We start from the raw sequence: 25,995 nt of genomic DNA on the forward strand, positions 1-25,995 counted from the left end.
CCCCCTCCCCCAGGCAGGGGAGCCGGCTCTCGAACTTCCCCTGACTGCAAGGATCTTGCTCCCTTTGCCATAAGTCCAAGAGCTGGCTGTTCTCCTCTTTAGAATCAGGAGTTATGGAGCTTCGGCAGTTGCAGTACTTCGTCGCCGTGGTGGAGGAGGCCAACTTCACCCGTGCCGCCGCCCGGCTGCATCTGGCGCAGCCGGGGGTCAGCGCTCAGATCCGGCAGCTGGAGCGGGAGTTGGGGCAGCCACTCCTGGACCGCTCCGGCCGTTCGGTGACCATGACGGAGGTGGGCGAGGCCGTCCTCACGTATGCGCGGGCCGCGCTCGCCGCCGTCGAGGAGATACGGCAGACCGTGGACGAGTTCAGCGGGCTGCTCCGCGGTCGCGTCCGGGTCGGCCTGGTCTCGGGGGCCAGCACCCGCAGATTCGATCTGGCTTCCCTGCTGGCCGATTTCCACGATGCGCACCCGCAGGTCGAGATCTCCCTCTCCGAAGACACCTCGGAGCGGATGCTCGCCGCACTGCACGGCGGTGACCTCGACATCGCCGTGCTCGGCCTCGCGGACGAGGAACCGCCGCCGGGCGTCTCCTGCCAGGTCGTGGTCGACGAGCCCCTGGTCGCCGCCGTCGCGCCGGGCGACCCCCTGCTGGCGGCGCACGCGGACCGTACGAGCGTCCCGCTGGCCGCCCTGCGCGAGCGCCCGTTGATCAGCCTGCCGCGCGGTACGGGGCTGCGCGGGGTGCTCGAACGTGCCTGCGCGGAAGCGGGAATCCGGCCCCGTATCGCCTTCGAGGCGGCCGCCCCTCATGTGCTGGCGCGGCTCGCGGCCCGGGGCCTCGGCGTGGCCGTCATCCCGGCGCTGCCGGCGGCCGAGGCGTCAGCGGCCGGTCTGCGGATGCTGGAGATCACCGCGCCGCGGCCACGCGGCCGGGTCGCCCTGACCTGGCGGACGGAGGGACCCGCCGGCCCCGCCGCCAGAGCCCTCCTGGGAAGGCTGCGTACCAGTCTTCCCGTACCGGGAACCGGCGAGGAACCACCGGTCGGACCGCATACCGGGCACCCTCGCCGGCCCGCGGCGAGGGGCGGTCCTGATCACCAGGCCGCGGGGGCGTAGTCCTTCAGGAAGCAGCCGTACAGATCCTCGCCCAGCTCGCCGCGGACGATCGGGTCGTACACCCGGGCCGCGCCGTCGACCAGGTCGAGGGGAGCGTGGAAGCCCTCTTCGGCCAGGCGCATCTTGTCGGGGTGCGGGCGCTCGTCGGTGATCCAGCCGGTGTCCACGGCCGTCATGAGGATGCCGTCGCTCTCCAGCATCTCCCGGGCGCTGGTGCGGGTGAGCATGTTCAGCGCCGCCTTGGCCATGTTGGTGTGCGGATGGCCCGCGCCCTTGTAGCCGCGGCTGAACTGGCCTTCCATCGCCGAGACGTTGACCACGTACTTACGGCGCGCGGCGGCCGCGGCCATCGCCGGGCGCAGCCTGCTCACCAGCAGGAAGGGTGCGGTCATATTGCACAGCTGGACTTCCAGGAGCTCGACCGGGTCGACCTCGTCCACCTTCTGGATCCAGGTGTTGGTCGCGTGCAGATCCGGCACCAGGCCGCCGGCGTCGATCGCGGTACCCGCCTCGATCCGGGCGGGCGAGGTGGAGCCGGTGGTCAGGGCGAGGGCGGTGATGTCCTCGGCGCTCAGCGTGCTGTGTGTGGCGGATGCGGCGGTGAGGGCGGCTGGGGCGGCGGGAGCACCGCTGCCGAAGTGGCCGAGGACGAGGGAGGCGGGCAGTTCCCCGGCGGGCAGCGGGGCGGACTCGGCGGCGATCAGCTGTCCGTACGCCTCGGGCGACCGGCGGACGGTCTGGGCGGCGTTGTTGATCAGGATGTCCAGGGGGCCCTCGGCGCTCACCGCGTCGGCGAGGCCGATGACCTGGGCCGGGTCACGGAGATCGATGCCGACGATCTTCAGCCGGTGCAGCCACTCCGCGCTGTCCGGCATCGCCTTGAAGCGGCGGACGGCGTCGCTCGGGAAGCGGGTGGTGATGGTGGTGTGGGCGCCGTCGCGCAGCAGGCGCAGGGCGATGTACATGCCGATCTTCGCCCGGCCGCCGGTGAGCAGCGCGCGCCTGCCGGTGAGGTCCGTGCGGGCGTCGCGGCGGAACCGGTTCTCCTTGGCGCAGGGCGGGCAGAGCTGGTGGTAGAACGCGTCGACCTCGACGTAGCGGGACTTGCAGGTGTAGCAGGACCTGGGCCGCTTCAGGATGCCGGCGATCTCCGTGGTCACGGAGCTGGTGAGGGCCAGTCCCTGTGTCTCGTCGTCGATCCGGTCGGGCGCGCCGGTGGCCGTGGCCGCGGTCACGGCCCTGTCGTTGGCGGTCTTGGCCGCCCGGCGTTCCTGGCGGCGGCGCTGCTTCACCGAGCGGTAGATACCGGCGGTGGCGCGCCGTATGGCGATCGCGTCCGGGTGGTCGACGGGCAGCGCGTCGAGCTCCTCCAGCACGCTCAGGCAGACCGCCATCCGCTCCGAGTCGATACCCGTGCCATCGGCCCGGCCTGTTTCGGTCACCGTCATTGCCGCTGCCGCTTCCCTGGGATCGTGTGTTCTATTCAAGCTTCGGCGGAACTTTACGTAGGCCGGGGCGGCAGCGCCAAACCCGGTGGGGAGCGCCCGGCCCGGGAGCGGGGCGCCCGGGGGTGCTCCGACGCCCCCTGCGCACGGCCCCGCGTCCTGGCCGGTCACGGGTGAGGGGCCCGCCGTTCCTTCCCCGCCGGGCCCCTCACCCGCATCGTTCGCCGTGCGTCAGCTCGCCGGGTCGTGGCCGAGTTCGATGTCGAACTCGCTCTGTCCGGCAGCGCCCACATGCAGCGGGGCGGCGACCGGCGGATAGCCGGCGGCGAGCAGGGTGTACTCCCCGCTGTCGAGGTCGGTGAAGACGTACTCACCGTCCTGACCGCTGGTGGCGGTGGCGACCACATTGCCCGCCGGGTCCAGCAGGGTCACCCGGGCGTCGTCCACCGGTCCGCCGCGTACCGTCCGGACGGTGCCACGGACCTGGGCACCGAGCGTCAGCCGCACCTCGTACCAGTTGCGGCTGCCGGTGGTGACCTCCACCTGGAGGGCGGACGGGCGGTGGTGCTCGGCGCTGACGGCCAGGGTGTAGCTGCCCGGGGTCAGTTCCCCGAACGCGAAGCCGCCGTCCTGGCCGGCCACGCCCGAGGCGACGACCTCGCCGCGTACGTCCGTGGCCACGACGAGTGCGCCGGCCACCGGCTCGTCGCCCTTCTCCTCACGGACCTCGCCGGAGAGACCCGCCGCGCCGCTCAGGGTCAGGTCGAACGACACGGGCTCGCCGCCCACCACCACGGTCACGGCCTGCGGCCTGCGGGCCCCCGCGGAGCCGATCAGCACATAGGTGCCGGCACCCGTCGTGGGCAGCGCATAGCCACCGTCGGCCCCGGACGACGTACGGCCGAGCTGCCGGCCGCCGACGCTGATGAGGGTGACCGCGGCCTGCGCCACCGGCCTGCCGTCGCCGTCCCGCACCGTCCCGTGGATCACCGGACCGGTCGCACCGGTTCCGCGGTCCGCGGAGCCCGCGGGGGTCGCGGCGAGGACCGGGACCGCGTCGGCGACCGGGACATCGGCCGGCTCGGCCGCCGTGCGCGGGTCCGCGCCCTCCGCATCAGCTCCGTGCGCCGCACCGTCGGCGGCGGCTGCCGCGTCCTTGGCGGACTCCGCCTCGGCGTCGGCCTGCGCACGGGCCTGTAGACCGGAGATCTGCCGCAGCGGCACCTCCTTGATGAACCACATCAGCAGGAAGGCCACGGCCACGACGATCGCGCCCATGAGGAACACGGTGTGCATCGAGTCGGCGAAGCCGCGCTTGAACGGCTCGGCCAGCCGCGGATCGAGGTGCTGGATGAACGACGAATCGCTGAGCACACCCGAGGAGTTGCCGTTGCCGGGGTGCTTGAGCATGTCCAGCACGGGCTTGTTGGCGGGGTCGTGCAGCACCGCGGGGTCGCGCAGCGCGGCCTGGAAACGCTCGGTGGAGGCGGCGTCCTTGAACGCCGAGGAGATCTTGTCACCGACCGTGCTGAACAGCACCGACAGGAAGATCGCGGTACCCGCGGTGGCACCCATCTGACGGAAGAACGTGGACGAGGCGGTCGCCACACCCATGTCCCGCGGGGGCACCGCGTTCTGTACGGCCAGCACCAGGGTCTGCATACAGCCGCCCAGGCCGAGGCCGAAGACCAGCATGTACGCCATGGTCTCCCACAGCGGCGTGTCCCACTGGACCCTGAAGTGGAAGAGCAGCATCGCCACGATCATCAGCGCGGTGCCGATGATCGGGAAGATCTTGTAGCGGCCGGTCTTGGAGGTGATCTGGCCCGACGCGATGGAGGCGATGAACATGCCCGCCATCAACGGCAGCATTTCCAGACCCGACTTGGTGGGGCTGGCGCCCTTCACGATCTGGAGGTACTGCGGGATCATCAGCATCCCGCCGAACATGCCCATACCGATCAGCACGGACAGCAGACTGGTCTTGCTGAAGGTGCCGTTGCGGAACAGCCGCATCGGGATCAGCGCGTCATCGCCGATCCACCGCTCGACGAAGATCCAGGCGATGATGCCGACGACACCGATGGCATAACAGGCGATCGACCGGGACGAGTCCCAGCCCCACTCCCTGCCCTGCTCCGCGACGAGCAGCAGCGGAACGACGCCGAGGGAGATGGTGAACGCTCCCCACCAGTCGATGCGGTGATCGCGCCGGGTGTGCGGGATGTTGAGCACCTTCGCGACCACGAACAGCGCGACGATGCCGATCGGCACGTTGACCAGGAAGACCCAACGCCAGCCGGTGATGCCCAGCAGCTGGTCCTGTCCGGCGAGCGCCCCGCCGATCAGCGGCCCGGCCACGCTGGAGGTGGCGAAGGTGCCCAGCATGTAGCCCTGGTAGCGGGCGCGTTCCCGCGGCGGGACGATGTCACCGATGATCGCCAGTGCCAGCGACATCAGACCACCGGCACCCAGGCCCTGAATCGCCCGGAACGCGGCGAGTTCGGTCATCGAGGTGGAGAACGTGCACAGCACCGAACCCGCGACGAAGATGGTGATCGCGGCCAGGTAGTACGGCTTGCGGCCGTACAGGTCGGACAGCTTGCCGTACAGCGGCGTGGCGATCGTCGAGGTGATCAGGTAGGCGGTGGTCGCCCAGGCCTGCTGGCTGAGGCCGTGCAGATCGTCGGCGATGGTCCGGATGGAGGTGCTGACGATGGTCTGGTCGAGCGCGGCGAGGAACATCCCCAGCATCAATCCGCTGAGGATGGTGAGGATCTGACGGTGGCTCAGGATTCCTGGTTCGGGTATCGCCTCGGCTCCCGCGGCGGGCGGGGAGGTGGCTGTGCTCATGTACGTATGTCTCCCTGCTCCACGGCGTCTCCCTGGTCTCCCCCGGTCGTCAGCCGTGTGTGTTGTCGTTCTGCCATGTCCTCGTTGAGACGGCCCAGCAGCCGGATCAGGTCGGCCCGGTCCTGGGGCGACCACGGTTCGAGGAGCCCGGCCAGTTCGGCGTCGCGCTGGGCGCGGTAGTGCGCAAAAGCGGCACGCCCCGCATCGGTCGCCGCCAGCAAGGACCCGCGGCGGTCTTCCGGGTCGGGGCGACGGGTCACCAGACCTCGCTCGACCAGCGAACGCACCTGACGGCTGACGGTCGACAGGTCGAGGAACGCGTCGGCGGCCAGATCGGTCGCCCGCTGGTCCCCGCCGACCACCAGCCTGGCCAGCAGCACCCGGTCGGCGGCGCCGCCGTCGGTCTTGGCCCGCTGCTTCCATGCCGCGATCAGCCGGGAGAAGCGGACGATCTCCGTCCCCAGCCCGGCGGCAGCCTCATCCAGCCTCGACGAGGCGGTGACCTGCGAGGCAGCCCGGTCGCAGTCATGGACCGTGCCCTTACTCATCGTCGTGATCCTTCGCGGTGATGTCGTCGTTCCGCTGAATACATTGCTTGTATCCAGCAAGCATAGCGGCTGGAATCAACTGATCCACACCGGCTCACGGGAGAGGGGATGGGCGTGCGGGGGCAACGGACCGCCCCGTATATGCTCCGCCACGCCCCGCGCGAGCGGGGCGCGTCCCACCAGCGGCGGGAGGTGACCGAACCGCCCCCGCCCCTCCGACCGGCCGGGAGAACGTTGTGCACCTTCCCTCTGAACTTCTCGCGCTGCTGCGCAGGCCGAGCACCTGCTTTCTGGCCACCTCGATGCCCGACGGTTCCCCTCAGGTGACCCAGACCTGGGTCGACACCGACGGCGCCCATGTGCTGATCAACAGCGTCCGGGGCCATGTGAAGACCCGGAACATCGGGCGCGACCCGCGGGTGGCCGTCGCCGTCTCCGACCCTGACCACCCCTCGCGCTACTTCCAGGTGCGCGGCCGGGTCGTCGAGACCACGACCGAGGGCGCGGTCGAGCACGTCGAGCAGCTCGCCCAGAAGTACCTCGGCGGGCCCTACCCCTGGTACGGGGGCCGCGACGAGGAACGCGTGCTCTTCGTCATCGAGCCGGAGAGCATCAGCAGCATGGGATAGGGCGCGTCGCGCGGAGCAGCCGGGGCCGCGGTGTCGCGGTCTCGTGATGTCGCGGTGCCGCGGTGCCGCGGTGCCGCGGTGCCGCAGCAATGCTCCGGTTTCCACGGGCCCCCGGCGGCGGGCGCCCGCTCAGCCCTCCGTGCCGGTCTCGCCCCCGCTCAGCTCCCGCACCGCCTCGTCCGGGTCGGCGAGCAGCCAGGTCCACCGGGCGACCGCCGGATGGTCCCTGCGGAACTCCGCCACCACGGCGGCCGCGTCCCACAGCGTGCACCCGTCGCGGCCGGACAGCTCCCGGGTGATGACGACCGTGTTCTCGAACCTCATCCGCCGCTCCAGCAGCAGGTCCTGCACCGCGTCCATACCGCGCTCGGCGAGAACCCCCGCGCATTCCGCGGTCAGCGACGCGAACCAGGCGGCCCGCTGCCGGTATTCGGCGGTGACGCCGCTGCCGTCGTCGCCGGCGAAGGTGGGCTCCAGAGCCGTCACGAGACGAGGGACGTACCGGTGCTCACCGTACGGATCCGCCGCCACGGTTCCGGTCCGCGGCGGGTACTCCTTGCGGAACTCGGACCAGTCGTGTTCGATCCCGGCGATGGTCCGCAGCAGCACCGGATGGAGGTCGTAGTTGCCGTCGTCCGCACCCCGGAACACCTCGCGCAGCAGGGCGAACGGCAACGCGGTGCTCTCCGCGAGCAGGACGGCGTCGTAGAGGTCCTTGCCCTCGGGATGCATGTCGCTCACCAGCCAGAGCACCTTCCAGGCGAGCGACAGCCCACGGCTCGCCGCATGGACCACCACCGGCGCGGCGCCCTGCGGCCCGCAGATCTCGGCGGGCTCCGCGGGCGCGGGGAGGTGCTCGGTGAAGACGAAGTCGAGCTGCACGCTGCCCGCCGGGACGCCGTCGGCTTCGGCCGTCCACGGGATGACCAGCCGCCGGCCCGGCACCCGGTCGTACGACCAGATCTCGTCGCCGACGGCGGCGCGCGCGTCGAGGCGTACCGGGCCGCCGCGGCGGGACAGCGCCTCGGCCGCGGCGGCGAGGCCGTCGAGCATCCGGTCCGTACGGTCGTCCTCCAGCTGCCAGGTCTCCGGTACCACGACGAAGTCGAGGTCGCCCGGCTCGCGTGCCGCGTCCCCGAACCACTCCTTCAGCAGCATGCTGCCGCGGAGCACGAGATGGCCGGCCCACGGTGACTGCGCGAGCGCGGTCAGTACGTGATGCAGGGCATGCCGCCGCGCCTCGTACCACCGCTCACCGACCGCCGTGTCCGCGAAGGCGGGCTCACCCAGCCGCATGCCGAAGACGTGGTGGGTCGCCGCGGGGTCGAAGACCGGGCGCTGCACCACCCCGTCATCCGGTACGGGAAGCAGGGTGGTGGGCAGATCCCTCTCGGCCCGCGTCGCCTCGTCGGGCCTGGCCCGCGGCACGACCTCGGTGTCCGCCCACGGTCCGTACCGGAACGCCTGCCACTGCGCCGCCGCACCCGTCTCGTCGGTCCCTGTCATGAGCCGATCCCCTCCCCCGCCCTCGCGTACTCCCCGTCCAGCCAGCCGGCGTCGAGCGCCAGATTCCCGTCGTGCACCACGAACTCCCGCTCGACGGAGGTGAGTTGGTGGCCCGCGGCGCGCAGTTGCGCGGACAGGGCGTCCAGCCGCTGTCCCGCGGTCGTCAGGCCCACCCTCCGGCACCGTTGCGTCACAAACCGCTCCGCCCTGCCGTCGGACCGCACCCGGCGTGCGTTCCGCGAGAGGTGCGCACCGTGCCCGACGACGAGGGCGAGCAGGGGGCCGAGGGGAGCGGAGCGCGCCAGCACCAGCTTGAGGTGATGCTCGAAGTAGTAGCCGGGGCCGAGCCCTGCGGCCTCGTCGTCCGTGCCGGGTACGCCCACGGTCCACGGAGTCGCCTCGATCTTCGTCCGCACCACGTCGAACCCCGCCGCGCGCAGCCCGTCCGCCTGTGCGACGGCTTCGGCCCGTACCTTCTCGTACGTCCCGGACCCGTGCAGCGTCAGCATCGGCTGCGAGGGCACGTCCCCCCGTTCCAGAAGGATGTGTACGTACGTGAGGCGATGGGCCGCCGCGTAGGCGGCCAGTGCCCCGGCCGCCGCGCGGTCCGCGTCGTCCCGGACGGTGAGATGCACCTCGAACTCCCCGGCAAAAGCAGGGCTCTCGGCCACTTGTGTCCCGTACAGGGGCGCCGCTGCCCCGCCGCTCGCACTCATCCCGAGATGATCACACAGCTTCCGGCAGCAGTGCCCCTGAGGTGGTCCGAAGTGATCCGAAGTGGACTGCCGGGCCGCCTCAGGCGGCTGCGTCGGCGGTACGGGAGTCCTCGGAGAGGTCCATCTTCGGCGGCGGCCTGCGGAAGCCCTTCGTGAGATAGGTGAGGTAGCCGACGCCCACGGCCAGCCAGATCAGGCCCAGGAGCTGGGCCTTGGAGTCGAGATGGGCCAGCAGCCAGATGTCGACGGCGGCGCCGATCACCGGGGCGATCACATAGGGCAGCACGCGCGGACGGTCGCCCGCCCGGCGGCTGCGGAGGTAGGTGGCGAGGACGCTGAGATTGACGAAGGTGAAGGCGGTGAAGGCGCCGAAGTTGATGAAGGACGTGGAGGTGGCCACGTTCATGCGCAGGGCGATCAGGCCGACGGCGCCGGTGAGCAGGATGTTGAAGACGGGGGTGCGCAGGCGCGGATGGATCCACCCGAAGGTCCTGCGCGGGAGGACCGAGTCGCGTCCCATGGCGAGCAGCAGCCGGGAGGTGCTGGCCTGGGCGGAGATGCCGGAGGCGAACTGGGCGACGACCAGACCCGCGAGGAAGACCGAAGCGAAGACGTCCCCGCCGATGACCCGGGCGATCTCGAAGGCCGCGGAGTCGGCATCGCTGAAGACGCTGCCCGGGTGGACCAGCTGGGTCGCGTAGGCCACCGCGATGAAGATGCCGCCGCCGATGAGTGCGACGAGGAGGATGGCGCGGGGCATGGTCCGCTTCGGCTCGATGGTCTCCTCGGTGAGTGTGGTGACCGCGTCGAAGCCGAGGAAGGAGTAGGCCGCGATGGCGGCGCCCGCCGAGATGCCGGCCAGGGTGGTGGCGTGGTTGGCGAAGGGCGTGGTGTCGGCGAGTGCGCCCGCCCCGCCGAGCTGGACGACGTGCCGCAGGGACAGCAGCACGAAGAACGCGATCACCAGGAACTGGAAGACCATCAGCAGGTCGTTGACGCGTTCGGCGGTCTTGATGCCCCGGACGTTCAGCGCCGTGGTCAGCACGATGAAGCCGAGGATCCACACCCAGAACGGGACGCCGGGGAACTCCGCCTGGAGGTAGGCGCCGCCGATGAGCCAGATGACCATGGGCAGGAAGAAGTAGTCGAGCAGCGTCGCCCAGCCGACGAGGAAGCCGACGCGTCCGTCGATGGCTTCCCTGACATAGGTGTACGCCGACCCGGCGACCGGGTAGGCGGCCGCCATTTTCCCGTAGCTGTGCGCGGTGAACAGCATGGCGCACAGGGCGAGGAGATAGGCCGTGGGAACGGCACCGCCGGTGGTGTCGGCCACGACACCGAAGGTCCCCAGGACGATCAGCGGGGTCATGTACGCGAGCCCGAACAGGACGACGGACTTGAGGGTGAGGGTGCGGGCGAGCGTGTGCTCGGAGGGGTCCATGGGTGGCTCCGGGGGATGTGCCGCGATACGGGGTGAGAGGCGGGTCGGGCGGTCAGCTGCCCGTGCCGGGAGGGAACGGGGCGGGGCCGGCGGGCCGCCAGCGGCGTGGGTCGATGCGTCCGTCGTAGAGCGGGAGTTCCAGCGGCGCGTCGGTGTCGTTGAACTGGTCCCACATACGGTTCAGCCCGGCCGTGCCGAACTCCCGTACCCGGGTGACGTCGTCGAGGTCCAGCACATCGGTGAGGACGGCGGGCCCCTGGTCGGGGGCCTCGGTGCGGACCCGGCCTTCGGGGTCGACGACGAGACTGCGGCCGGTGCCGACGGGTCCCGCGGTGTTGACGCTGAGCACGAACACCTGGTTGACGATGGCGTTGGCGCGGGCGAGCACCAGTTCCTGGGCGCGGTCGGCGGTGGTGGTCATGACGGGGTTGATGATCGCCTCGGCGCCCATCCAGGCGAGGTGGCGGGCCACTTCGGGGAACCAGGCGTCGTAGCAGATCGAGAAGCCGACCCGGCCGGTCCCCGGCAGGTCGAGGACGACGAAGCGGTCCCCGGGGTCGTAGGGCTCGTGCGGCCGCCACGGGAAGATTTTGCGGTACGAGGCGGCGGGACGGCCCTCGGGGGAGAAGGCCAGCGCCGTGTTGAACAGTTCGCCGCCCGGTCCCCGCTCGCAGACGCTGCCGGGTACGAGCCAGATGCCCAGATCGCCGGCGAGCTCGGCGAGCTGTCGCGCGCGGGGGCCGTCCAGTGGTTCGGCCGCCGCCCACAGCTCGGCCTCGGACCCGTCGGCGGCACCGGTCACCCCGCACAGATGCAGCTCGGGATAGACGACGAGCCGGGTGTGCGGGAAGCGTGCGATCAGCTCCCCGACCTCCGCGGCGAAGCCGGACAAGGGTGCCGTGGCCGGGCGGGGCGGTGCCTGGACGAGGGCTACGGGCAGGGGTCGGGACACGGGCCTCACCTGCGTTCTCAGTGGCCGGACGGCGGTGTGGCCGGCGGGCCGCGGGGGCGGACTTCAGGACCCGCATGAAATTAGAGCAAGATGAGCTCTTATTCAAGAGATCTCATAATGAGATGTTTGTTAGAGTGAGTCATGCCCGGACACCTTCCCGACGCCACGGACCCCGAGGCCGCGGTGCGGGGCCTCAATGCCCCGCCACTGGGTGGCATTCAACGGCTCTCCGCCCTGGACACGGTGCGCGCCCGTATCGCCCTCGCCGTCGAGCTCGGCCTGCTGGCCCCCGGTGAACGCCTCCCCCCGACCGACGAGATCGCCGCGGCACTGGGCGTCGGGGACATCACCGTCCGCCGCGCGCTCGCCTCGCTGCACGCCGACGGTGTGCTGGAACGCCGGCGCGGCCGGACCGGCGGCACCCTCGTCGCCGAGCGGCCCGCGAAGGGAACGGTCACCGAGGCCGCGGCCTACCGCGCGGCAGCGGCCGAGGTCCACCGGCTGATCGACCACCGGCTCGTCCTCGAATGCGGGATCGCCCATCTGGCGGCCCTCCAGGCAGGCGATGCCGCCCTCGACGTCCTCGACCGGCTGGTCGGCGAGATGGACGCGGCCGGGAGCTGGACCGAGTTCCGCAGCCACGACGAACGGTTCCACCTCGCGGTGGCGGACGCCACGGGCGTCGCCTTCGCCGCCGCACCATACGGAGCGGTGCTCCAGGACCTCTACCGCTACTACCTGCCGTATCCGCTCGACACCCTCCAGCGGTCCAACTGCGAACACCGCGCCCTGGTCGACGCCCTGCGCCGCGGTGATCCGGTGGGCGCGACCGAGGTCGCCCGGCGGCATGTCGACCAGCTGCACCGGACGATGTTCGTGGGCCTGATGGACGACGCCGGGGCGGAGGCCGCCGGCTGAAGGGAGCCCGCCGGCGGGCACGGCATGACACGCTGGCCGACGGACGACATGGGCAGGGCGAACGGAAGGACGTGGACGATGAGTTCGGGCAGTGGCGCCCCGGCACGGGCAGTGCTCGGGACATGGCCGACCCCGCTGGAGCCGGCGCCGCGGTTGGCACGCGCGCTGGGCCTCGGGCCGGAGGACCTCTGGATCAAGCGCGATGACCTCACCGGTCTGGGCGGCGGCGGGAACAAGGTGCGCAAGCTGGAGTGGCTCTGTGGCGCGGCCGTCGCCGAGGGCGCCACGACCCTGGTGACGACCGGGGCCGCACAGAGCAATCACGCCCGGCTGACCGCGGCGGCCGGTGCCCGGCTCGGGCTCGATGTGGTGCTCGTACTGGCCGGCTCCGCCGACTCGTCGGCCTCCGGAAACCTCGCCCTCGACGGCCTCTTCGGGGCCACCGTCGTCTGGGCCGGGGAAGTGCGGGGCGCGGAACTCGCCGCCGTGGCGGAGCGGGTGGCCGCACAGCTCCGGCACCGGGGCGCGGTACCGGCCCTGATCCCCTTCGGTGGTTCCAGCCCGCTCGGTGCGTACGGCTATGCCGAGTGCGGGCGCGAACTGCTCGGCCAGGCACCGGACCTGGACACCGTCGTGGTCGCGCTGGGGTCCGGCGGCACGATGGCCGGCCTGGTGGACGTGCTCGGGCCCGCGCGGGTGCTGGGGGTCCACTGCGGCGCGGTGGACGATCCGGCGGGCACGGTCACCGGGCTGGTCGCCGGGCTGTCCGGCGCGGTCCTCGCTCCGGAGGCACTGCGCCTACGGCTCGACCAAGTCGGCGCCGGATACAGCACGTTGACGGACGCGTCGATGGACGCGCTGACCCTGGCGGGCCGTACGGAGGGCATCGTTCTCGACCCCGTCTACACCGGGCGCGCGCTGGCCGGTCTGCGGGCGGCGGTCCAGGACGGCACCATCACCCCCGGACAGCGCACCGTGTTCCTGCACTCCGGCGGGCTGCCCGGTCTGTTCGGCCATGCGGCGGCCGTCGCGCGGTCGCAGGACGCGCTCACGGACTTCACGCCGTAGCGACGGCCCCGGAACCCCGCCCGCTGCCGCACGGTGGCGGTGCGGGCATCCGCCCGGCCGCGCGCCGCCGGCCTGCGCCCTCAGATCTCGGGGAACGCCTCGGGAACGCCGAGCGTCCCGGCGACGGCCCGCCAGATGGCCGCCTGGGCGGCGGGGAGGTCGACCCGGGGGTCGCCCAGCATCAGCCGGATACCGAACCCGTCGCTCAGGGCGAGCAGCAGCGTGCTGGTCGCCTCGACATCGCAGTCGGTGAACTCGCCCGACTCGATGCCCCGCCGGATCGCCTGGCTGATCCAGGTGTGCAGCTGGTCGTACAGGTCGACGGCGAGATGCTGGGCGGTCTCGTCACGCAGCGCCCGCACCCACAGTTCCTGCCACAGCCGCCAGTCCTGCCGCAGCTCCGGGTCCGTGGGCAGCATGTTGTGCAGAATGCGGGCCAGGACCACCGAGGCGGGCACCGTGTCGGCGTCCCGTTCGAGTTCCGTGCCGGTCTGCGCGAAGGAGTGCGTCATCGCCTCGGCGAAGAGCCGCTCGCGGTTCTCGAAGTGGTAGTGGAGCAGGGCGGTGGACACTCCGGCGTGCTCCGCGACCATCCGCATACGGATCTTTTCGAAGCCGACCTCGGCGATCACTTCGCACGCGGCGGACAGGATCCGTTCCCGCGTTTCGAGAGTGCGTTCAGCCTTGGCCACGTGAGTGCTCCCCGGATCGGTGTCGGTGTCCTCGGCGGGCTCGGCCGCCCGTCCCGTCCATCTTCCCGCATCGCCGCCCGCGGCCGTCCGCCGCCGGCCGCGGTCATCGATAGCTGTGGAAGCCCCGGCCCGACTTACGGCCGAGCAGGCCCGCTTCGACCATCCGGGCCAGCAGCGGCGGCGGGGCGTAGCGCGTCTCACGGAACTCCTCGTACAGCGACTCGGCGATGGCCTGTGTCGTGTCCAGACCGATCAGATCGGCCAGCGCGAGCGGCCCGAGCGGGTGGGCGCAGCCCAGCCGCATCCCCCGGTCGATATCGGCCGCCGACGCCGCGCCGGACTCGGCCATCCGTACCGCGTCCAGCAGATAGGGGACGAGCAGGGCGTTGACGATGAACCCGGCGCGGTCCGCGGCGTGCACGACCTCCTTGCCCAGCACGCCGGCGGCGAAGGAGTGTGCCCTGCGGGTGGTGTCCTCGCCGGTCAGCAGGGACGGCACCAGCTCGACGAGCGGCAGCACCGGAACGGGGTTGAAGAAGTGCAGGCCGATGACCTGCTGGGGGCGTGCGGTGGCGGCGGCAAGACGGATGACGGGAAGGGACGAGGTGTTGGTCGCCAGGATCGCGTCCGGCCGCCGGACCACCTGGTCCAGCCGCGCGAAGACGGCCAGCTTGGCGGACTCGTCCTCGGCGACGGCTTCGACGACCAGGTCCCGGTCGGCCAGCGCGGCCAGGTCCGCGGTGACCGTGATCCGGGCGAGCGCGGCGCCCCGGTCCGGGGCGGAGAGCTTCCCGGCTGCCGTGGCGCGTTCCAGGGAGGCCGTGATCCGGCGGAGTCCGGCGTCCGCCGCGCGGGGGTCCGTCTCGACGACGCTCACGTCCCGGCCCGCTCGGGCGCACACCTCGGCGATTCCGGAGCCCATCAGGCCGCAGCCCACGATCCCGATCCGTTCGACGGTGTCGGTGCTCTCGGACATGGGTCCTCCTTGGTCCGGGGTGGGGCTGCCGGTCGGTGTACGGGGAGGGCGGACAGCTCCGGCCGTCCGTCCGTGACTCCTGGTGGTACGCGGTGGTCCGGGGGCCGGGTGGGGTGCCCGGGTGGGGTGCGGCTGGGGGCGTGTCCGGTGTGCACTCCCCCGTCGCACCCCGCCCGGCGCCCCGGGAGAGGTCAGCCTGCGGAGGGCATCTGGAGCACGCCCGTGCCCCGCTTGACCAGTTCACCGGCGATGATCAGGCGCTGGATCTCGGAGGTGCCCTCCCAGATGCGGTCCACCCGCAGCTCGCGGTAGAGCCGCTCGACGGGATAGGAGCGGTCATAGCCACGGCCGCCGAAGATCTGCACACAGCGGTCGATCACCCGGCCCGCCGCCTCGCTCGCCGCGAGCTTGGCGATGGCCGCCTTGGCGTGCAGGGTCTTGCGGTCGACGGTGCCCTCGTCCACCTCCCAGGCGACCTGGTGCGCGTAGGCCCGGTTGACCGCGATATCGACCGCGCAGTCCGCCAGCATCCCCTGCACCAGCTGGAAGTCGGCTATCGGCGACCCGAACTGCCTGCGCTCCACCGCCCAGTCCCGCGCCAGCCGAAGCGCCCGCTCGGCGGCGCCCGTCGTACGGGCCGCGATCATCAGCCGTTCCTCCGTGAACCAGGACCGGGTGATGTCGTAGCCCTTGCCGACGCCCCCGAGAACGGCGTCCTCGGGAACGTGCACCTCGGTGAAGGTGAACTCGGGGTGCTCGTAGACGAAGGTGTGCATGAAGCGCGGCACCCGCGTCATCTCGATGCCCGGGGTGTCCTTGTCGACGAGGAAGAGCGTCGGCTCCCGGTCCGGACCCGCCGCGGCGAGGACGATCATGAAGTCGGCGTGGTCGCCGACGGTCACGAACCACTTCTCGCCGTTCAGTACCCAGCCGTCGGCCGTCCGCGTCGCGGTGGTCGCCAGGTTCTGCGGGTCGGAGCCGGCCCCGGGTTCGGTCACCGCGTAGCAGTCACGGCGCTCGCCGCGGATGACCGGTTCGAGGTAGCGCGCACGCTGTGCGGGGGTGCAGAAGCGCAGGGCGTTGGCGGGGCGCCACACGGTGTCCCACAGCGCTCCGGTGAGCTGCCCCAACTCCTCCTGGACGATGGCCTGTTCCAGGATGGTCAGGCCGGCGCCGCCCCACTCCCGGGGCATGTTGACGGCCTGGAGGCCGGAGGCGAGGACGGCGTCGCGGATGGCCGCGTGGTCCTGCGCCGTCAGGCCGTTGTTCTCCTCGCAGTCGGTTTCGTAGGCGGTGAGCGTCTCGGTGAGCTCGCGCGCGGTGCGCTTGAGGTCCGCCTGGCGGGGGGTGAGACGGAAGTCCATGTCAGTCCTCGAAGGTCGTGGTGGGCCGGGGTCCGGTGGCGGGCGGCGGGTCAGGGCAGGGGCAGGTCGAGGGCGCGGGTACCGCGCTTGATGAGCTCGTTGGCAATGATCAGGCGCTGGATCTCGGAGGTGCCCTCCCAGATCCGGTCCACCCGCAGCTCGCGGTAGAGCCGCTCGACGGGATAGGAGCGGTCATAGCCACGGCCGCCGAAGATCTGCACACAGCGGTCGATGACCCGGCCCGCCGCCTCGCTCGCCGCGAGTTTGGCCGTCGAGGCCTTGGCGTGCAGCGCCTTGGGGTCGGCGCCCGGCTGGTCGGCCTCCCAGGCGACCTGGTGGGTGTAGGCCCGGTTGACCGCGATATCGACCGCGCAGTCCGCCAGCATCCCCTGCACCAGCTGGAAGTCCGCGATCGGCGACCCGAACTGCCTGCGCTCCACCGCCCAGTCCCGGGCCAGTTGCAGGGCCCGCTCGGCGGCGCCCGTGGTGCGGGCCGCGATCATCAGCCGTTCGTCGGTGAACCATTCCTTGGTGAGTTCGTATCCGTTGCCGACGCCGCCGAGGACATCGTCGTCGGGCACGAAGACATCGGTGAAGGTGAACTCGGGGTGCCCGTTCACGGCGGAGTGCATGAACCGCGGCACCCGGGTCATCCGTACGCCCGGTGCCTGCTTGTCGACGAAGAAGAGGGTGGCGGCCCGCTCGGGACCGGCGTCGGCCTGCACCAGCAGGAAGTCGGCGATGTCGCCGCAGGTCACGAACCATTTCTCGCCGTTCAGCAGCCAGCCGCCCTCGGTACGGGTGGCGGTGCTGGTGCCCGAGGAGGGGTCCGATCCCGCGCCGGGTTCGGTCACCGCGAAGGCGTCGAAGCGCTCGCCCCGGATGACGGGGAGGAGGTACTTCTCCCGCTGGGCCTCGGTGCCGTACGCCAGCACGTTGGCCGGCCGCCAGGGGATGTCCCACAGACAGTTGGTGACCTTGCCGAACTCCTCCTCGACGATGACCTGGTCGAGCAGCGACAGCCCCGGGCCGCCCCACTTCTCGGGCATGTTGATGGCGTAGACCCCGGCGTCGATCGCGGCCCGGGTCAGTTCGCGGACGGTGTCGGAAGGCAGCGGGCCGCCGGCCTCCTCGGCCTGGTCCTCGTACCGGAACAGCAGCTCGGTGTAGGCGGCGGCGCGGGCCTTGAGATCGGCCTGTCGGGGGGTGTAGCGGAAGTCCATGGTGTCCTCCGGGACGGCGGGCGGGGCAGGGGCGGGGCGTCAGGCCAGTACGGCGCGGGCATCGAGGGCGAGGGCGCCGTCCGGGCGGACGAGCAGCGGATTGACCTCGATCTCCGTGATCTCGGGGTGGGCGGCGGCGAGCGTGGTGAGGCGCTCGATGACGGCTGCCGCGGCGGCGAGGTCGACCGCGGGCCGCCCGCGGACGCCCTTGAGGAGCGTGGCGGTCCGCAGCCCGGTCAGCAGTTGTTCGGCGCGGGCCGCCGGGACGGGTGCCAGGGCGAAGGCGACATCGTGCAGCGCCTCGGTGAGCACCCCGCCCAGGCCGACCATGGCGACCGGGCCGAACCGGGGGTCGCGGTTCACCCCCACGATCAGTTCGACGCCGTCGGTCAGGTCGGCCATCGCCTCGACCGAGTAGGAGGCGGCACCGAGCCGGGCGTGCATCTCGCGGAAGGCGGTGACGAGTGCGGCGCGGTCCGGCAGCCCGAGGGCGACGCCGCCGGCGTCGGACTTGTGCAGGAGGTGGAGGGCCTTGAGGACGTAGGGGCCCTCGAACGCGTCGGCGGCGGCGAGCAGTTGGGCCTCGTTGGTGATCTCACGGGCCTCGGGGAAGGGCACTCCGGCGCCGCTCAGCAGGGTGCGGACGCCGTGGTAGCCGGGGTCGCGCAGCGGCGCCGCGGCCGGTGGCAGCGGACGGACACCGGGCGGTCCTGCGGTCTCGGCCGTGGTCATGGCCGCCAGCGCGCGGGCCGCGTCCTCGGTGGAGGCGAAGACCGGTATGCCGGCCTCGACCAGCGTCCGGCAGCTGGGGGCGTCCGGGAACATCGACTGCACCACCAGGGGTTTGGCGGTCCTCGTCGCATGGTCGGCCATCTGGTGTGCGGTCTCCAGCTCGCCCGCCGCGAGCGCGCTCCCGCCGCCCGCGGTGCCGCTCTCGGCCGCCGGTCCGCCCAGGCCGCCGGTCGCCGCCGAATAACCGCCGAAGTACCCGGTCAGCACCACGGAGTCGACCTCGTCCAGGGCGAGCAGAGCGCCGACGGTGTCGCCGTAGGAGTGCGGGTTCTGCTCGCCCATCCCGGCCAGGTCGACGGGGTTGCGCACCGCGGACTGTTCCCACAGCAGCGTTCGGAGCTGTTGCTGTGCGGCGGTGCCGAGTTCGGGTACGGCCAGCCCGGCGGCCTCGGCGGCGTCGGCCGCGATGGCACCGTGGCCGCCGCCGTCCGTGCAGACCGCGGTGCGGTGTCCGGTGGCGCGCCGCCCCCCGTTCAGCGCGGCGAGGACGACGGTCATCTCGTGGGGTGTGGCGACCAGTTCGACACCCGCGTCCCGGCAGGCGGCGGCCACGACATCGGCGGAGGTGGTCAGGGCGCCGGTGTGCGACTGGGCGCTGCGGGCGGAGGCGGTGCCCCGCCCGGCGGTGAGCAGGACCACCGGTTTGCCGGCCGCGGCGGCCGCCTCGGCGAAGGCCCGGCCGTCGCCGAAGTCCTCCGCGTAGACGGCGATGGCCCGGGTGGCGTCGTGCCGGGCGGCGTCCTCGATGAGGTCGACGAGGGTGACATCGGCCTGGTTGCCCAGCGAGACGAAGCGGGAGAATCCCAACCCGTGCGGGGCGCAGCGGAGTTGGAGTTCGAGCGCGAGGTTGCCGCTCTGGCTCAGCAGGGCGATGCCGCCGGGTGCGAAGCGGTCCGAGGCGAGATAGAGCTCGGTGGTGTTGTCGGCGATGCCGAGGCAGTTGGGGCCGACGAGGACGGCACCGGCGGCGCGTACCCGGTCGGCGATCGCCTGTTGGCGGGCCAGTCCGAGGGGGCCGGTCTCGGCGAAGCCGGCGGTGATGCCGACGATGGCGCGTGCGCCGCAGGCGAGCGCGTCGTCGACGGCGGCCTCGAAACCGGGGCCCGGCACGGAGATCACCACGAGTTCGACCGGTTCGCCGATCCCGGCGAGCGAGGTGGCCGTGGTGCGCCCGAGGACCGTGCCGCCCCGGCGGTTGACGAGGTGGACGGGGCGACGGTCGGGTGCCCGCAGCGCCTGGGCGGCGACCGCATGGCCGTACTTCGCCGGATCGTCACTGGCACCGACCACCGCGACCGACTTCGGGTCGAACAGGGCCGACAGATCACGTCCCATGGTCACCTCTCCAGCCGGAGCGCGGAGTTGGGGCAGGCCTCGGCGGCGGCCCGGGCGGCATCCTCGGTGGCGCCGGGGGCGGGGTCGGCGACGACGGCGGCGTACCCGAAGTCGTCGAGGTCGATGAGGTCCGGTGCGGGTTCCTGGCACAGGCCGTAGCCCTGGCAGCGGGTGGCGTCGAGACGGAGTTTCACAGTGGTCGTCCTTTCAGCGGGTGCAGGGGGCGGAGCGCGGGCGGGGCACGGTACGGCCGGCGACGTACGGGACGGCCACGGTGAGCCGGTTGGCGTCGGCGGGCGCGGAACAGGCGTGGCAGGGGCCGTCGAGGTGGGAGCGGACCAGGTGGGGAAAGGCGCGCAGCAGGCTGCCGGCCGTGCCTGCTGCGGCGTCGAGCAGACCGCAGGCGCCGCGGCCGGGCAGTGAGGTGGACCAGCGGTGCAGCCGGGTGAGGAGCCCGGGGTCGGCCGTACCGGTCGTCAGCGCACCGACGGCGTCGCGGATCGAGCCGGTGCCCGCGATACAGATGCCGCACTGCCGTGCGCTCTCGGCGGCGAGATGGGCGAGGGCGGCGGAGGCGAGGGACACCGGGCACTCGTCGGGGCCGAGGAAGCGGATCGCCCCGCAGCCCAGGGCCGTGCCGGCGGCCTTGAGTGCGTCGGGTTCCAGTGCGAGGTCGAGGTGACCGGGGCCGATCAGCCCGCCGAAGAGGCCGCCCATGAGGGCGCCGGCCGGCTCGGGGACACCCTGGGCCCGAGCCAGGGTCCGCAGGGTGCAGCCGTAGGAGACCTCGGCGAGCAACGGTTCGGCGCCTCCGCCCGCGAGCGTCACCAGGGTGGTGCGTGCCGTGCGGCGCCGGCGGTCCGGCTGTGCGGCGATGAGCGCGATACGGGCCAGCGTCTCCACGTTGGCGACGAAGGTCGGTGCGCCGCCGACACCCTGTTCGTAGGGGCGGGGCGGTTTGGCGGTGGGGAGGGCGGGGCCGCCGTTGATCCGGCGGACCACGGCGGTCTCCTCCCCGGCGACATAGGTGTGCGGGGTCTCGACGACGTCGCACGGCAGCCGAGCTGTCCGTTCGGCGAGCGCACGGCGGATCCGTTCGCCCGCCGCGGTGTCGGAGACGTAGACATAGCCGCGCTCGGCGCCGGTGATCTCCGCGGCCCGGGCCAGCCCGTCCAGGACCAGATGCGGGCGGGCCCGCAGCAGCCAGCGGTCCTTGACGGAGCCGGGTTCGCCTTCCTCTCCGTTCGCGACGACGACGGGGCGGGGGCCGGCGTCACGGACGGCGCGGAGTTTCGCGGCGGTGGGGTAGCCGGCGCCGCCGCGTCCGCGCAGGCCGGCGGCGGCGATCCGGTCGAGGAGCTCGGCCGCTCCGGTTGCCGTGCGGTAGCCGCCGTTGACCGCGTACGCCCTGGCGTCCTCGGTCACGCCTGGCGTCGCGCCGAGCACCGAGGGGGTCCCCTGCGGTATGAGCGAGTCGGTCCCGGTCATCCTCGGTCTCCGTCCGGTGGGGTGGCGCGCAGGGTGCGCACCGCGCTTTCCAGGGCTCTGCGGTCCGCGGCCGTCCGGTCGTAGCCCGGTCCGGGGAGGCCGATCAGCATGCGGTGGTGGTCGAGCACGACCTCTGCCGCGCGGAGTGCGGCCCGCCGGTCGCCGGGGCGGTCACTGCCGGCGACGGTTGTCACCAGACCGGTCACCTCGGCGAGGTAGCGGAGCCAGCCGCGCTGGGTGCCGTGCAGGATCAGCCGCTCGACGCGGCGCCTCTCGGCCTCGGCCGCTCTTGCAGGCGGGTCCGCCGGCTGTCGCGCCGCGGTGCGCAGGGCGGCGACGGTGGCGGGGAGTTCCCGTTCCGGTTCGGGGGTGAGCCCGAGCCAGATCAGATGCCGACGACCGCTCATGCGTGCCTCCGGGGGGTGGGGTGCCGGCGTGGGTCAGGGCAGCGGGGTGTGGGGCGGTGCCGTGGCTCGGTGCCGGGGTGAGGTGCCGTTGCGGGGTGCGGCCGGTGGATCGGGGCGCGGGGCGCCCGCTCGCTTCCGGGATCCGTGCGGCGGAGCGCCGGAGCAGCGATACCACTAAGCTAACTAATCAATTAGTCAGGAAACAAGTCTTGACTTCGTTGAAACCCGCCAGCAATCTGACTGACCAATTAGTCAGCACGGATCCGGTGCGCCGTTCAGGGACTTTCCACCGCGCCCTGCCGCCCCGGCCCCGGCGCCCCGTGCGGCATGGAGGAGCGACCCGATGCACCCCGAAGCCACCACGGCACCGACGGAACAGGATGCCCCCGGGCAGGCACTGCCCGCCCGCTACTACACCGACCCGGCCACGATCGCCGCCGAGACGCGGCACATCTTCGCCAAGTCCTGGCAGCTCGTGTGCCATGAGTCCGATCTCCCCGGCCCCGGCGCACGGCTCGCCGCCACCGTCGCCGACCGCGAGGTACTGGTCGTCCGTACCGAGGACGGCGCCCTGGCCGGGCATCTCAATGTGTGCCGGCACCGCGGCACCCGCCTGGTCTCCGCCCCCGAACCGTCCGGCAAGGCCATCCGCTGCCCGTACCACGGCTGGACGTACAAGCTCGACGGGCGGCTGGTCGGCGCGCCCGAGGCACGGCAGATCCCCTGCCTGGACAAGCCCGCCCTCGGCCTCTTCCCGGTCCGGGTCGAGTCGTTCCTGGGGTTCGTCTTCGCCAACCTCGATCCGGATGCCGTACCGCTGGCGGAGCAGTGCGCCGGGCTGGCCGAGGCGGTCGGCCATTACGCGGGCGCCGAACTGGTGCCGGTGGGCCGCAGCCGCATCCACGATCTGGCCGGCGCGGAAGTACAGGAGGCCAACTGGAAGGTCGCCGTCGACAACTACCTGGAGGGCTACCACGTCCCGGTCGCCCACCCCGGGCTGATGCGCCTGCTCGACTACCAGGGCTACACCAGCGAGATCGACAAGAACTACGTCCTCTTCGCCTCCCCGCTGCGCGACAAACCGTCCTCGAACTGGACGGAGCGGCTCTACCAGCGCCTCGCCTCCCCGATGCCGGGTCTGAAGGAGGCCGACCGGCGGATCTGGCGGTACGCGGTGATCTACCCCAACACACTCATCGACTTCTACCCCGACCATGTGCTTGCCTGGACCGCCATACCGACGGCGGTCGACCGCGTGGCCGTCCCCGGCGCTTTCTACACACGCCGCGGGACCAGCGCACGGACCCGGCTCGCGCGCCGGCTCAACATCCACATCGGCTGGATCACCAATGACGAAGACGTCGAATTGGTGTCCCGGGTACAGAAAGGCCTCGGCACCCCGGGCTTCGAGCCGGGCCCGCTGTCCCGCCGGGAAGCCGCGGTCGGCTGGTTCGCCGACCGGGTACGCACCGACCTCGGTGGCACCATGCGCTGACACCCACCAGTGAGACAGCGCCATGAGCCGTCCCCCTCGGCGCGCGACGCCCCGCGCCACGGCTGACAGGTCCCGCACGGAGGACAGGGCTTCCGTGCAGCCGTGACCGCTCCCTGAAGCAGCGCTCATCCCCTACGGAGAGGACCCCATGTCCCCCGAGGAACCTCCATCTCCGTCCCGGCGCGCGTTTCTGCGCTCGGGCGTCGCCGCGGCGTTCGGTCTCGGCCTGGCCGGATGCGGCTTTCTGCCGGAGGAACGCAACGCCTTCGGAGACCCGGACCAGCCGATCGACGTCAAGCCGGACGGCGATCTGGTGTATTTCAACTGGGCGGACTTCGTCGCCCCGGCCGTCTTCGACGGATTCGAGAAGGAGTACGGCGTCAAGGTCATCCAGTCCAACTTCGACTCGATGGAGGGCATGGCCGCCAAGCTCAACGCCGGGAACCGCTACGACATCATCTTCCCCACCGCGAAATGGGCCCAGCGGCTGGCCGACGGCCGCCGGCTGCGCCGTATCGACCACTCCCGGCTGTCGCACGCCGACGCGGTGTTCGGCCGGTACCGCTACTTCGCCGACCCCTGGTACGACCGCCACTCCGCGCATACCGTCCCGTTCACCATGTACAAGACGGGCATCGGCTGGCGGAAGGACCGGATAGGCGACGACCTGACCGGATCCTGGGGCGACCTGTGGAACGCCCGGGCCAAGGGACAGGTCTTCGTCCTCGACGACCGCGACGAGGTCCTCGGCATGGCCGCGCTCAAACTCGGCCTGGACATCGACACCGCCGACGCACACGACCTCGCCCGGATCACCGCCACCCTCCAGAGCCTCCGCCCCCGGCTGCGCGGCTTCTCCAGCGACAGCTACAACAACCTGCTCAACGGCAACGCGGTGATGACCCAGGCCTGGAGCGGGGACATGGCCGCCATGCTCGGCCAGGCCAAGGACCCGTCCGTCCTCGGCTTCGAAGTGGCCCGGGAGGGCGCGCCGATCAACTCGGACTGCTACGCGATCCCCGCCAACGCCCGCCATCCCGGTACGGCGATGCTCTTCATCGACTACATGCTCAGACCCGAGAACGTGCGCAAGAACATCCGGTACATCGGCTACCCCATGCCGGTCGGCGGCAGCGAGGACGTCTACGCCTCGATCGTGAAGCCGTTCCCGCAGTGCCTGGTCGCCCCCGACGACCTCAAGGCCGATCTCTTCTTCCGCAACGCGTCCTCGAAGGGCGAGCAGGCCCGCGATACCGCCTGGACCCACGTGAAAGCCGGCTGACATGGCACAACGCACCCCCTCCGGGGCACTCCGGGACCGGCGCGGGCGCTCCGCGTCCGGCACCCGGCTGTGGACCTGGCTCATGCTCCCCGGCACCCTGTGGATGACCGGGTTCCTCATCGCCTCCCTGATCCTCGTGGCCACCCTGGCCCTGGGCACCACCGACCCCCTCGGCAACCCGCGCTTCGGGTTCAACTTCGACAACATCGCGGCAATGGCCGACCCGGCCTACCGCATCGTGCTGCTGCGCTCGCTGGGTTTCTCGCTGATCGCCTGCGCCGTCTGTCTGGTCGTGGCCTATCCGGTCGCCTACACCATCGCCCTGCACGGCGGGCGGTTCAAGAATCTGCTGATCGCCGCGATCGTCGTCCCGTTCTTCGCCAACTACCTGGTGCGGATGTACGGCTGGTCGGTGGTGCTGTCCGACGGCGGTCCGGTGCTGAAGGCGCTGCGCGCGGTCGGACTCGCCGACGGGCACACCAAGATCCTCCAGAGCGGGGTCGGCGTCATCGCCGGGCTCGTCTACGGCTTCATCGTCTTCATGATCATCCCGCTGTACGCGGCGCTGGAGCGGATGGATCTCTCGCTGATCGAGGCGGGACGCGATCTGTACGGAGGGCCGTTGCGGACCTTCTTCTTCGTCACCCTCCCGGCGACCCGGCAGGGCGCGGCCGCGGGCGCCGTCCTGGTCTTCCTGCCCGCCATGGGCGACTTCGTGAGCGCCCAACTGATGGGAGGGCCGGACCAGATCATGATCGGCAACCTGATCCAGGACAAGTTCTTCCAGGGCCAGAACTGGCCGCTCGGCTCCGCCCTCACCATGCTGATGATGGCGGTGCTCTTCATCGGGATGCTCGGCTATCTGCGGCGCACCCGCAAGGACGAGGCGGAGGCCGCCCGATGACGCTCCGCCCCCCGCGCCGGCACCGCCGCGGCACCGACCGCAGGCCCCGGCTCGCCCTCACGGTCACCACCCTCTTCTTCCTCCTCCTCTACCTCCCCATCGGGGTGGTCGTCCTCTTCTCCTTCAACGGCCAGAAGTCCCTCACCGTCTTCAAGGGCTTCAGCCTCCGCTGGTACTCCGCCTTCTTCCACGACAACGTGCTGCTCGAATCGCTCGGCATGAGCCTGCGGGTCTCCCTGGTGGCCATGGCGGGGTCGGTGATCCTGGGAGTGGCGCTGGCCCTGGGGCTGGTGCGCTGCCGTACCCGGCTCGGCTCGCTGGCCGGCCTGATCATGCTGGTCCCGCTGATCACCCCGGAGATCGTCACCGGTGTCGCCGCGATGCTGCTCTTCAAGGGCATGGACATCACCCTCTCCTCCGGCACCGTGATGCTCGCGGAGATCACCTTCTCCATCTCCTATGTGACGGTGATCCTGCGCTCGCGGATCGCCGCCCTCAACGCGGAGGTCGAGGAGGCCGCGATGGACCTGGGCGCCACCCGCTGGCAGGCCCTGCGGCTGGTCACCCTGCCCGCGCTGCTGCCCAGCATCCTGGCCTCCGCGGTGCTCGTCTTCGCCCTGGTCTTCGACGACTTCGTGCTGGCCTACTTCACCACCGGCGTGGACCCGCAGCCGCTCTCCGTACGCATCTACTCGGCGATCCGGTTCGGCGTACAGCCCACCATCAATGCGGTCGGCACGCTGATGCTCGCCGGTTCCATCGGCCTCATCGGGCTCGCCCTGGCCATCCCGCGTCTGTTCGGCCGCCGCGGTGGCCTCGACCTGCTCTCCGGGAAGTGACACC

At 71.7% G+C, this 25,995-nt stretch carries 23 protein-coding genes; 8 read left to right on the forward strand and 15 right to left on the reverse strand.

Features of this window, described 5'->3' with window-relative positions:
* The first annotated feature begins 113 nt into the window (after nucleotides 1-113).
* A complete protein-coding gene (locus M8I34_RS05040) occupies nucleotides 114-1,118 on the forward strand; it encodes a LysR family transcriptional regulator (protein WP_250048082.1) in 1,005 nt (334 codons plus the stop codon).
* On the opposite strand, the gene M8I34_RS05045 is transcribed toward M8I34_RS05040, so the two are convergent.
* From M8I34_RS05045 to M8I34_RS05055, 3 genes are all read right to left on the reverse strand, one after another.
* A complete protein-coding gene (locus M8I34_RS05045; protein WP_250048083.1) occupies nucleotides 1,097-2,566 on the reverse strand; it encodes an SDR family NAD(P)-dependent oxidoreductase in 1,470 nt (489 codons plus the stop codon). The genes M8I34_RS05040 and M8I34_RS05045 overlap by 22 nt on opposite strands.
* A gap of 228 nt (nucleotides 2,567-2,794) precedes the next feature.
* Nucleotides 2,795-5,416 carry an MFS transporter gene (locus tag M8I34_RS05050; protein ID WP_250048084.1) on the reverse strand — a complete coding sequence of 874 codons (2,622 nt, stop codon included), beginning with the start codon at nucleotides 5,414-5,416 and terminating at the stop codon, nucleotides 2,795-2,797.
* Nucleotides 5,413-5,964 carry a MarR family winged helix-turn-helix transcriptional regulator gene (locus M8I34_RS05055; RefSeq protein WP_250048085.1) on the reverse strand — a complete coding sequence of 184 codons (552 nt, stop codon included), beginning with the start codon at nucleotides 5,962-5,964 and terminating at the stop codon, nucleotides 5,413-5,415. The genes M8I34_RS05050 and M8I34_RS05055 overlap by 4 nt, the downstream gene beginning before the upstream one ends.
* Before the next feature lie 236 nt (nucleotides 5,965-6,200).
* Between M8I34_RS05055 and M8I34_RS05060 the strand changes: the two genes are divergently transcribed.
* Entirely contained in the window at nucleotides 6,201-6,593 is a 393-nt protein-coding gene (locus M8I34_RS05060; RefSeq protein WP_250048086.1) for a PPOX class F420-dependent oxidoreductase, read from the forward strand.
* A 129-nt stretch (nucleotides 6,594-6,722) separates the two neighbouring features.
* On the opposite strand, the gene M8I34_RS05065 is transcribed toward M8I34_RS05060, so the two are convergent.
* The 4 genes from M8I34_RS05065 to M8I34_RS05080 all read right to left on the reverse strand — a co-directional run bounded on the left by M8I34_RS05065 (nucleotide 6,723) and on the right by M8I34_RS05080 (nucleotide 11,208).
* Complete coding sequence (locus M8I34_RS05065; protein ID WP_250048087.1) at nucleotides 6,723-8,099, reverse strand: nucleotidyl transferase AbiEii/AbiGii toxin family protein; 1,377 nt, start codon at nucleotides 8,097-8,099, stop codon at nucleotides 6,723-6,725.
* A complete protein-coding gene (locus tag M8I34_RS05070) occupies nucleotides 8,096-8,815 on the reverse strand; it encodes a hypothetical protein (RefSeq protein WP_250048088.1) in 720 nt (239 codons plus the stop codon). The genes M8I34_RS05065 and M8I34_RS05070 overlap by 4 nt, the downstream gene beginning before the upstream one ends.
* A gap of 79 nt (nucleotides 8,816-8,894) precedes the next feature.
* Complete coding sequence (locus M8I34_RS05075) at nucleotides 8,895-10,256, reverse strand: APC family permease (protein ID WP_250048089.1); 1,362 nt, start codon at nucleotides 10,254-10,256, stop codon at nucleotides 8,895-8,897.
* A gap of 52 nt (nucleotides 10,257-10,308) precedes the next feature.
* A complete protein-coding gene (locus tag M8I34_RS05080) occupies nucleotides 10,309-11,208 on the reverse strand; it encodes a carbon-nitrogen hydrolase family protein (protein ID WP_250048090.1) in 900 nt (299 codons plus the stop codon).
* A 141-nt stretch (nucleotides 11,209-11,349) separates the two neighbouring features.
* Between M8I34_RS05080 and M8I34_RS05085 the strand changes: the two genes are divergently transcribed.
* The gene (locus M8I34_RS05085; RefSeq protein WP_250048091.1) at nucleotides 11,350-12,126 is read left to right on the forward strand and encodes a FadR/GntR family transcriptional regulator; all 777 of its coding nucleotides are present in this window, start codon (nucleotides 11,350-11,352) and stop codon (nucleotides 12,124-12,126) included.
* Between the two features lie 78 nt (nucleotides 12,127-12,204).
* Nucleotides 12,205-13,194 (forward strand): D-cysteine desulfhydrase family protein, encoded by a 990-nt coding sequence (locus M8I34_RS05090; protein ID WP_250048092.1) that lies wholly within the window; start codon nucleotides 12,205-12,207, stop codon nucleotides 13,192-13,194.
* An 80-nt stretch (nucleotides 13,195-13,274) separates the two neighbouring features.
* Here M8I34_RS05090 and M8I34_RS05095 read toward each other — a convergent pair whose 3' ends face one another.
* The 8 genes from M8I34_RS05095 to M8I34_RS05130 form a co-directional block, all read right to left on the reverse strand.
* A complete protein-coding gene (locus tag M8I34_RS05095; protein WP_250048093.1) occupies nucleotides 13,275-13,886 on the reverse strand; it encodes a TetR/AcrR family transcriptional regulator in 612 nt (203 codons plus the stop codon).
* Nucleotides 13,887-13,989: 103 nt separating this feature from the next.
* Nucleotides 13,990-14,862 (reverse strand): 3-hydroxybutyryl-CoA dehydrogenase, encoded by an 873-nt coding sequence (locus M8I34_RS05100; protein ID WP_250048094.1) that lies wholly within the window; start codon nucleotides 14,860-14,862, stop codon nucleotides 13,990-13,992.
* A 191-nt stretch (nucleotides 14,863-15,053) separates the two neighbouring features.
* Complete coding sequence (locus tag M8I34_RS05105; protein WP_244417118.1) at nucleotides 15,054-16,226, reverse strand: acyl-CoA dehydrogenase family protein; 1,173 nt, start codon at nucleotides 16,224-16,226, stop codon at nucleotides 15,054-15,056.
* Nucleotides 16,227-16,276: 50 nt separating this feature from the next.
* Complete coding sequence (locus M8I34_RS05110; protein WP_244417119.1) at nucleotides 16,277-17,449, reverse strand: acyl-CoA dehydrogenase family protein; 1,173 nt, start codon at nucleotides 17,447-17,449, stop codon at nucleotides 16,277-16,279.
* Between the two features lie 39 nt (nucleotides 17,450-17,488).
* On the reverse strand, nucleotides 17,489-19,576 hold the full coding sequence (locus M8I34_RS05115) for an acetate--CoA ligase family protein (protein ID WP_250048095.1): 2,088 nt from the start codon (nucleotides 19,574-19,576) through the stop codon (nucleotides 17,489-17,491).
* 2 nt (nucleotides 19,577-19,578) lie between these two features.
* Complete coding sequence (locus tag M8I34_RS05120) at nucleotides 19,579-19,770, reverse strand: ferredoxin (RefSeq protein WP_030982516.1); 192 nt, start codon at nucleotides 19,768-19,770, stop codon at nucleotides 19,579-19,581.
* A 13-nt stretch (nucleotides 19,771-19,783) separates the two neighbouring features.
* The gene (locus M8I34_RS05125; protein ID WP_250048096.1) at nucleotides 19,784-21,064 is read right to left on the reverse strand and encodes an NADH-ubiquinone oxidoreductase-F iron-sulfur binding region domain-containing protein; all 1,281 of its coding nucleotides are present in this window, start codon (nucleotides 21,062-21,064) and stop codon (nucleotides 19,784-19,786) included.
* Nucleotides 21,061-21,471: a hypothetical protein gene (locus M8I34_RS05130; protein ID WP_250048097.1), complete on the reverse strand. Its 411-nt coding sequence runs from the start codon at nucleotides 21,469-21,471 to the stop codon at nucleotides 21,061-21,063. The genes M8I34_RS05125 and M8I34_RS05130 overlap by 4 nt, the downstream gene beginning before the upstream one ends.
* Before the next feature lie 343 nt (nucleotides 21,472-21,814).
* Here M8I34_RS05130 and M8I34_RS05135 point away from each other — a divergent pair, with 343 nt between their 5' ends.
* The 4 genes from M8I34_RS05135 to M8I34_RS05150 all read left to right on the forward strand — a co-directional run bounded on the left by M8I34_RS05135 (nucleotide 21,815) and on the right by M8I34_RS05150 (nucleotide 25,991).
* Nucleotides 21,815-22,966: an aromatic ring-hydroxylating dioxygenase subunit alpha gene (locus tag M8I34_RS05135; protein WP_250048098.1), complete on the forward strand. Its 1,152-nt coding sequence runs from the start codon at nucleotides 21,815-21,817 to the stop codon at nucleotides 22,964-22,966.
* A 148-nt stretch (nucleotides 22,967-23,114) separates the two neighbouring features.
* A complete protein-coding gene (locus M8I34_RS05140) occupies nucleotides 23,115-24,248 on the forward strand; it encodes a spermidine/putrescine ABC transporter substrate-binding protein (protein ID WP_250048099.1) in 1,134 nt (377 codons plus the stop codon).
* Between the two features lies 1 nt (nucleotide 24,249).
* Nucleotides 24,250-25,152, forward strand: a complete 903-nt coding sequence (locus M8I34_RS05145; protein ID WP_250048100.1) for an ABC transporter permease — start codon at nucleotides 24,250-24,252, stop codon at nucleotides 25,150-25,152.
* Entirely contained in the window at nucleotides 25,149-25,991 is an 843-nt protein-coding gene (locus tag M8I34_RS05150) for an ABC transporter permease (RefSeq protein WP_244417127.1), read from the forward strand. Before M8I34_RS05145 ends, M8I34_RS05150 begins: the two co-directional genes overlap by 4 nt.
* The last annotated feature ends 4 nt before the right edge of the window (nucleotides 25,992-25,995 follow it).

The sequence above is a fragment of the Streptomyces sp. MCA2 genome (genome assembly GCF_023544705.1).
Taxonomy (GTDB): domain Bacteria; phylum Actinomycetota; class Actinomycetes; order Streptomycetales; family Streptomycetaceae; genus Streptomyces; species Streptomyces decoyicus.

Coding starts and splice junctions, on each gene's coding strand:
- M8I34_RS05040 (WP_250048082.1), top strand. CDS start 114: ATGGAGCTTCGGCAGTTGCAGTACTTCGTCGCCGTGGTGGAGGAGGCC.
- M8I34_RS05045 (WP_250048083.1), bottom strand. CDS start 2,566: ATGACGGTGACCGAAACAGGCCGGGCCGATGGCACGGGTATCGACTCG.
- M8I34_RS05050 (WP_250048084.1), bottom strand. CDS start 5,416: ATGAGCACAGCCACCTCCCCGCCCGCCGCGGGAGCCGAGGCGATACCC.
- M8I34_RS05055 (WP_250048085.1), bottom strand. CDS start 5,964: ATGAGTAAGGGCACGGTCCATGACTGCGACCGGGCTGCCTCGCAGGTC.
- M8I34_RS05065 (WP_250048087.1), bottom strand. CDS start 8,099: ATGACAGGGACCGACGAGACGGGTGCGGCGGCGCAGTGGCAGGCGTTC.
- M8I34_RS05070 (WP_250048088.1), bottom strand. CDS start 8,815: ATGAGTGCGAGCGGCGGGGCAGCGGCGCCCCTGTACGGGACACAAGTG.
- M8I34_RS05075 (WP_250048089.1), bottom strand. CDS start 10,256: ATGGACCCCTCCGAGCACACGCTCGCCCGCACCCTCACCCTCAAGTCC.
- M8I34_RS05085 (WP_250048091.1), top strand. CDS start 11,350: ATGCCCGGACACCTTCCCGACGCCACGGACCCCGAGGCCGCGGTGCGG.
- M8I34_RS05090 (WP_250048092.1), top strand. CDS start 12,205: ATGAGTTCGGGCAGTGGCGCCCCGGCACGGGCAGTGCTCGGGACATGG.
- M8I34_RS05100 (WP_250048094.1), bottom strand. CDS start 14,862: ATGTCCGAGAGCACCGACACCGTCGAACGGATCGGGATCGTGGGCTGC.
- M8I34_RS05105 (WP_244417118.1), bottom strand. CDS start 16,226: ATGGACTTCCGTCTCACCCCCCGCCAGGCGGACCTCAAGCGCACCGCG.
- M8I34_RS05110 (WP_244417119.1), bottom strand. CDS start 17,449: ATGGACTTCCGCTACACCCCCCGACAGGCCGATCTCAAGGCCCGCGCC.
- M8I34_RS05115 (WP_250048095.1), bottom strand. CDS start 19,576: ATGGGACGTGATCTGTCGGCCCTGTTCGACCCGAAGTCGGTCGCGGTG.
- M8I34_RS05125 (WP_250048096.1), bottom strand. CDS start 21,064: ATGACCGGGACCGACTCGCTCATACCGCAGGGGACCCCCTCGGTGCTC.
- M8I34_RS05130 (WP_250048097.1), bottom strand. CDS start 21,471: ATGAGCGGTCGTCGGCATCTGATCTGGCTCGGGCTCACCCCCGAACCG.
- M8I34_RS05135 (WP_250048098.1), top strand. CDS start 21,815: ATGCACCCCGAAGCCACCACGGCACCGACGGAACAGGATGCCCCCGGG.
- M8I34_RS05140 (WP_250048099.1), top strand. CDS start 23,115: ATGTCCCCCGAGGAACCTCCATCTCCGTCCCGGCGCGCGTTTCTGCGC.
- M8I34_RS05145 (WP_250048100.1), top strand. CDS start 24,250: ATGGCACAACGCACCCCCTCCGGGGCACTCCGGGACCGGCGCGGGCGC.
- M8I34_RS05150 (WP_244417127.1), top strand. CDS start 25,149: ATGACGCTCCGCCCCCCGCGCCGGCACCGCCGCGGCACCGACCGCAGG.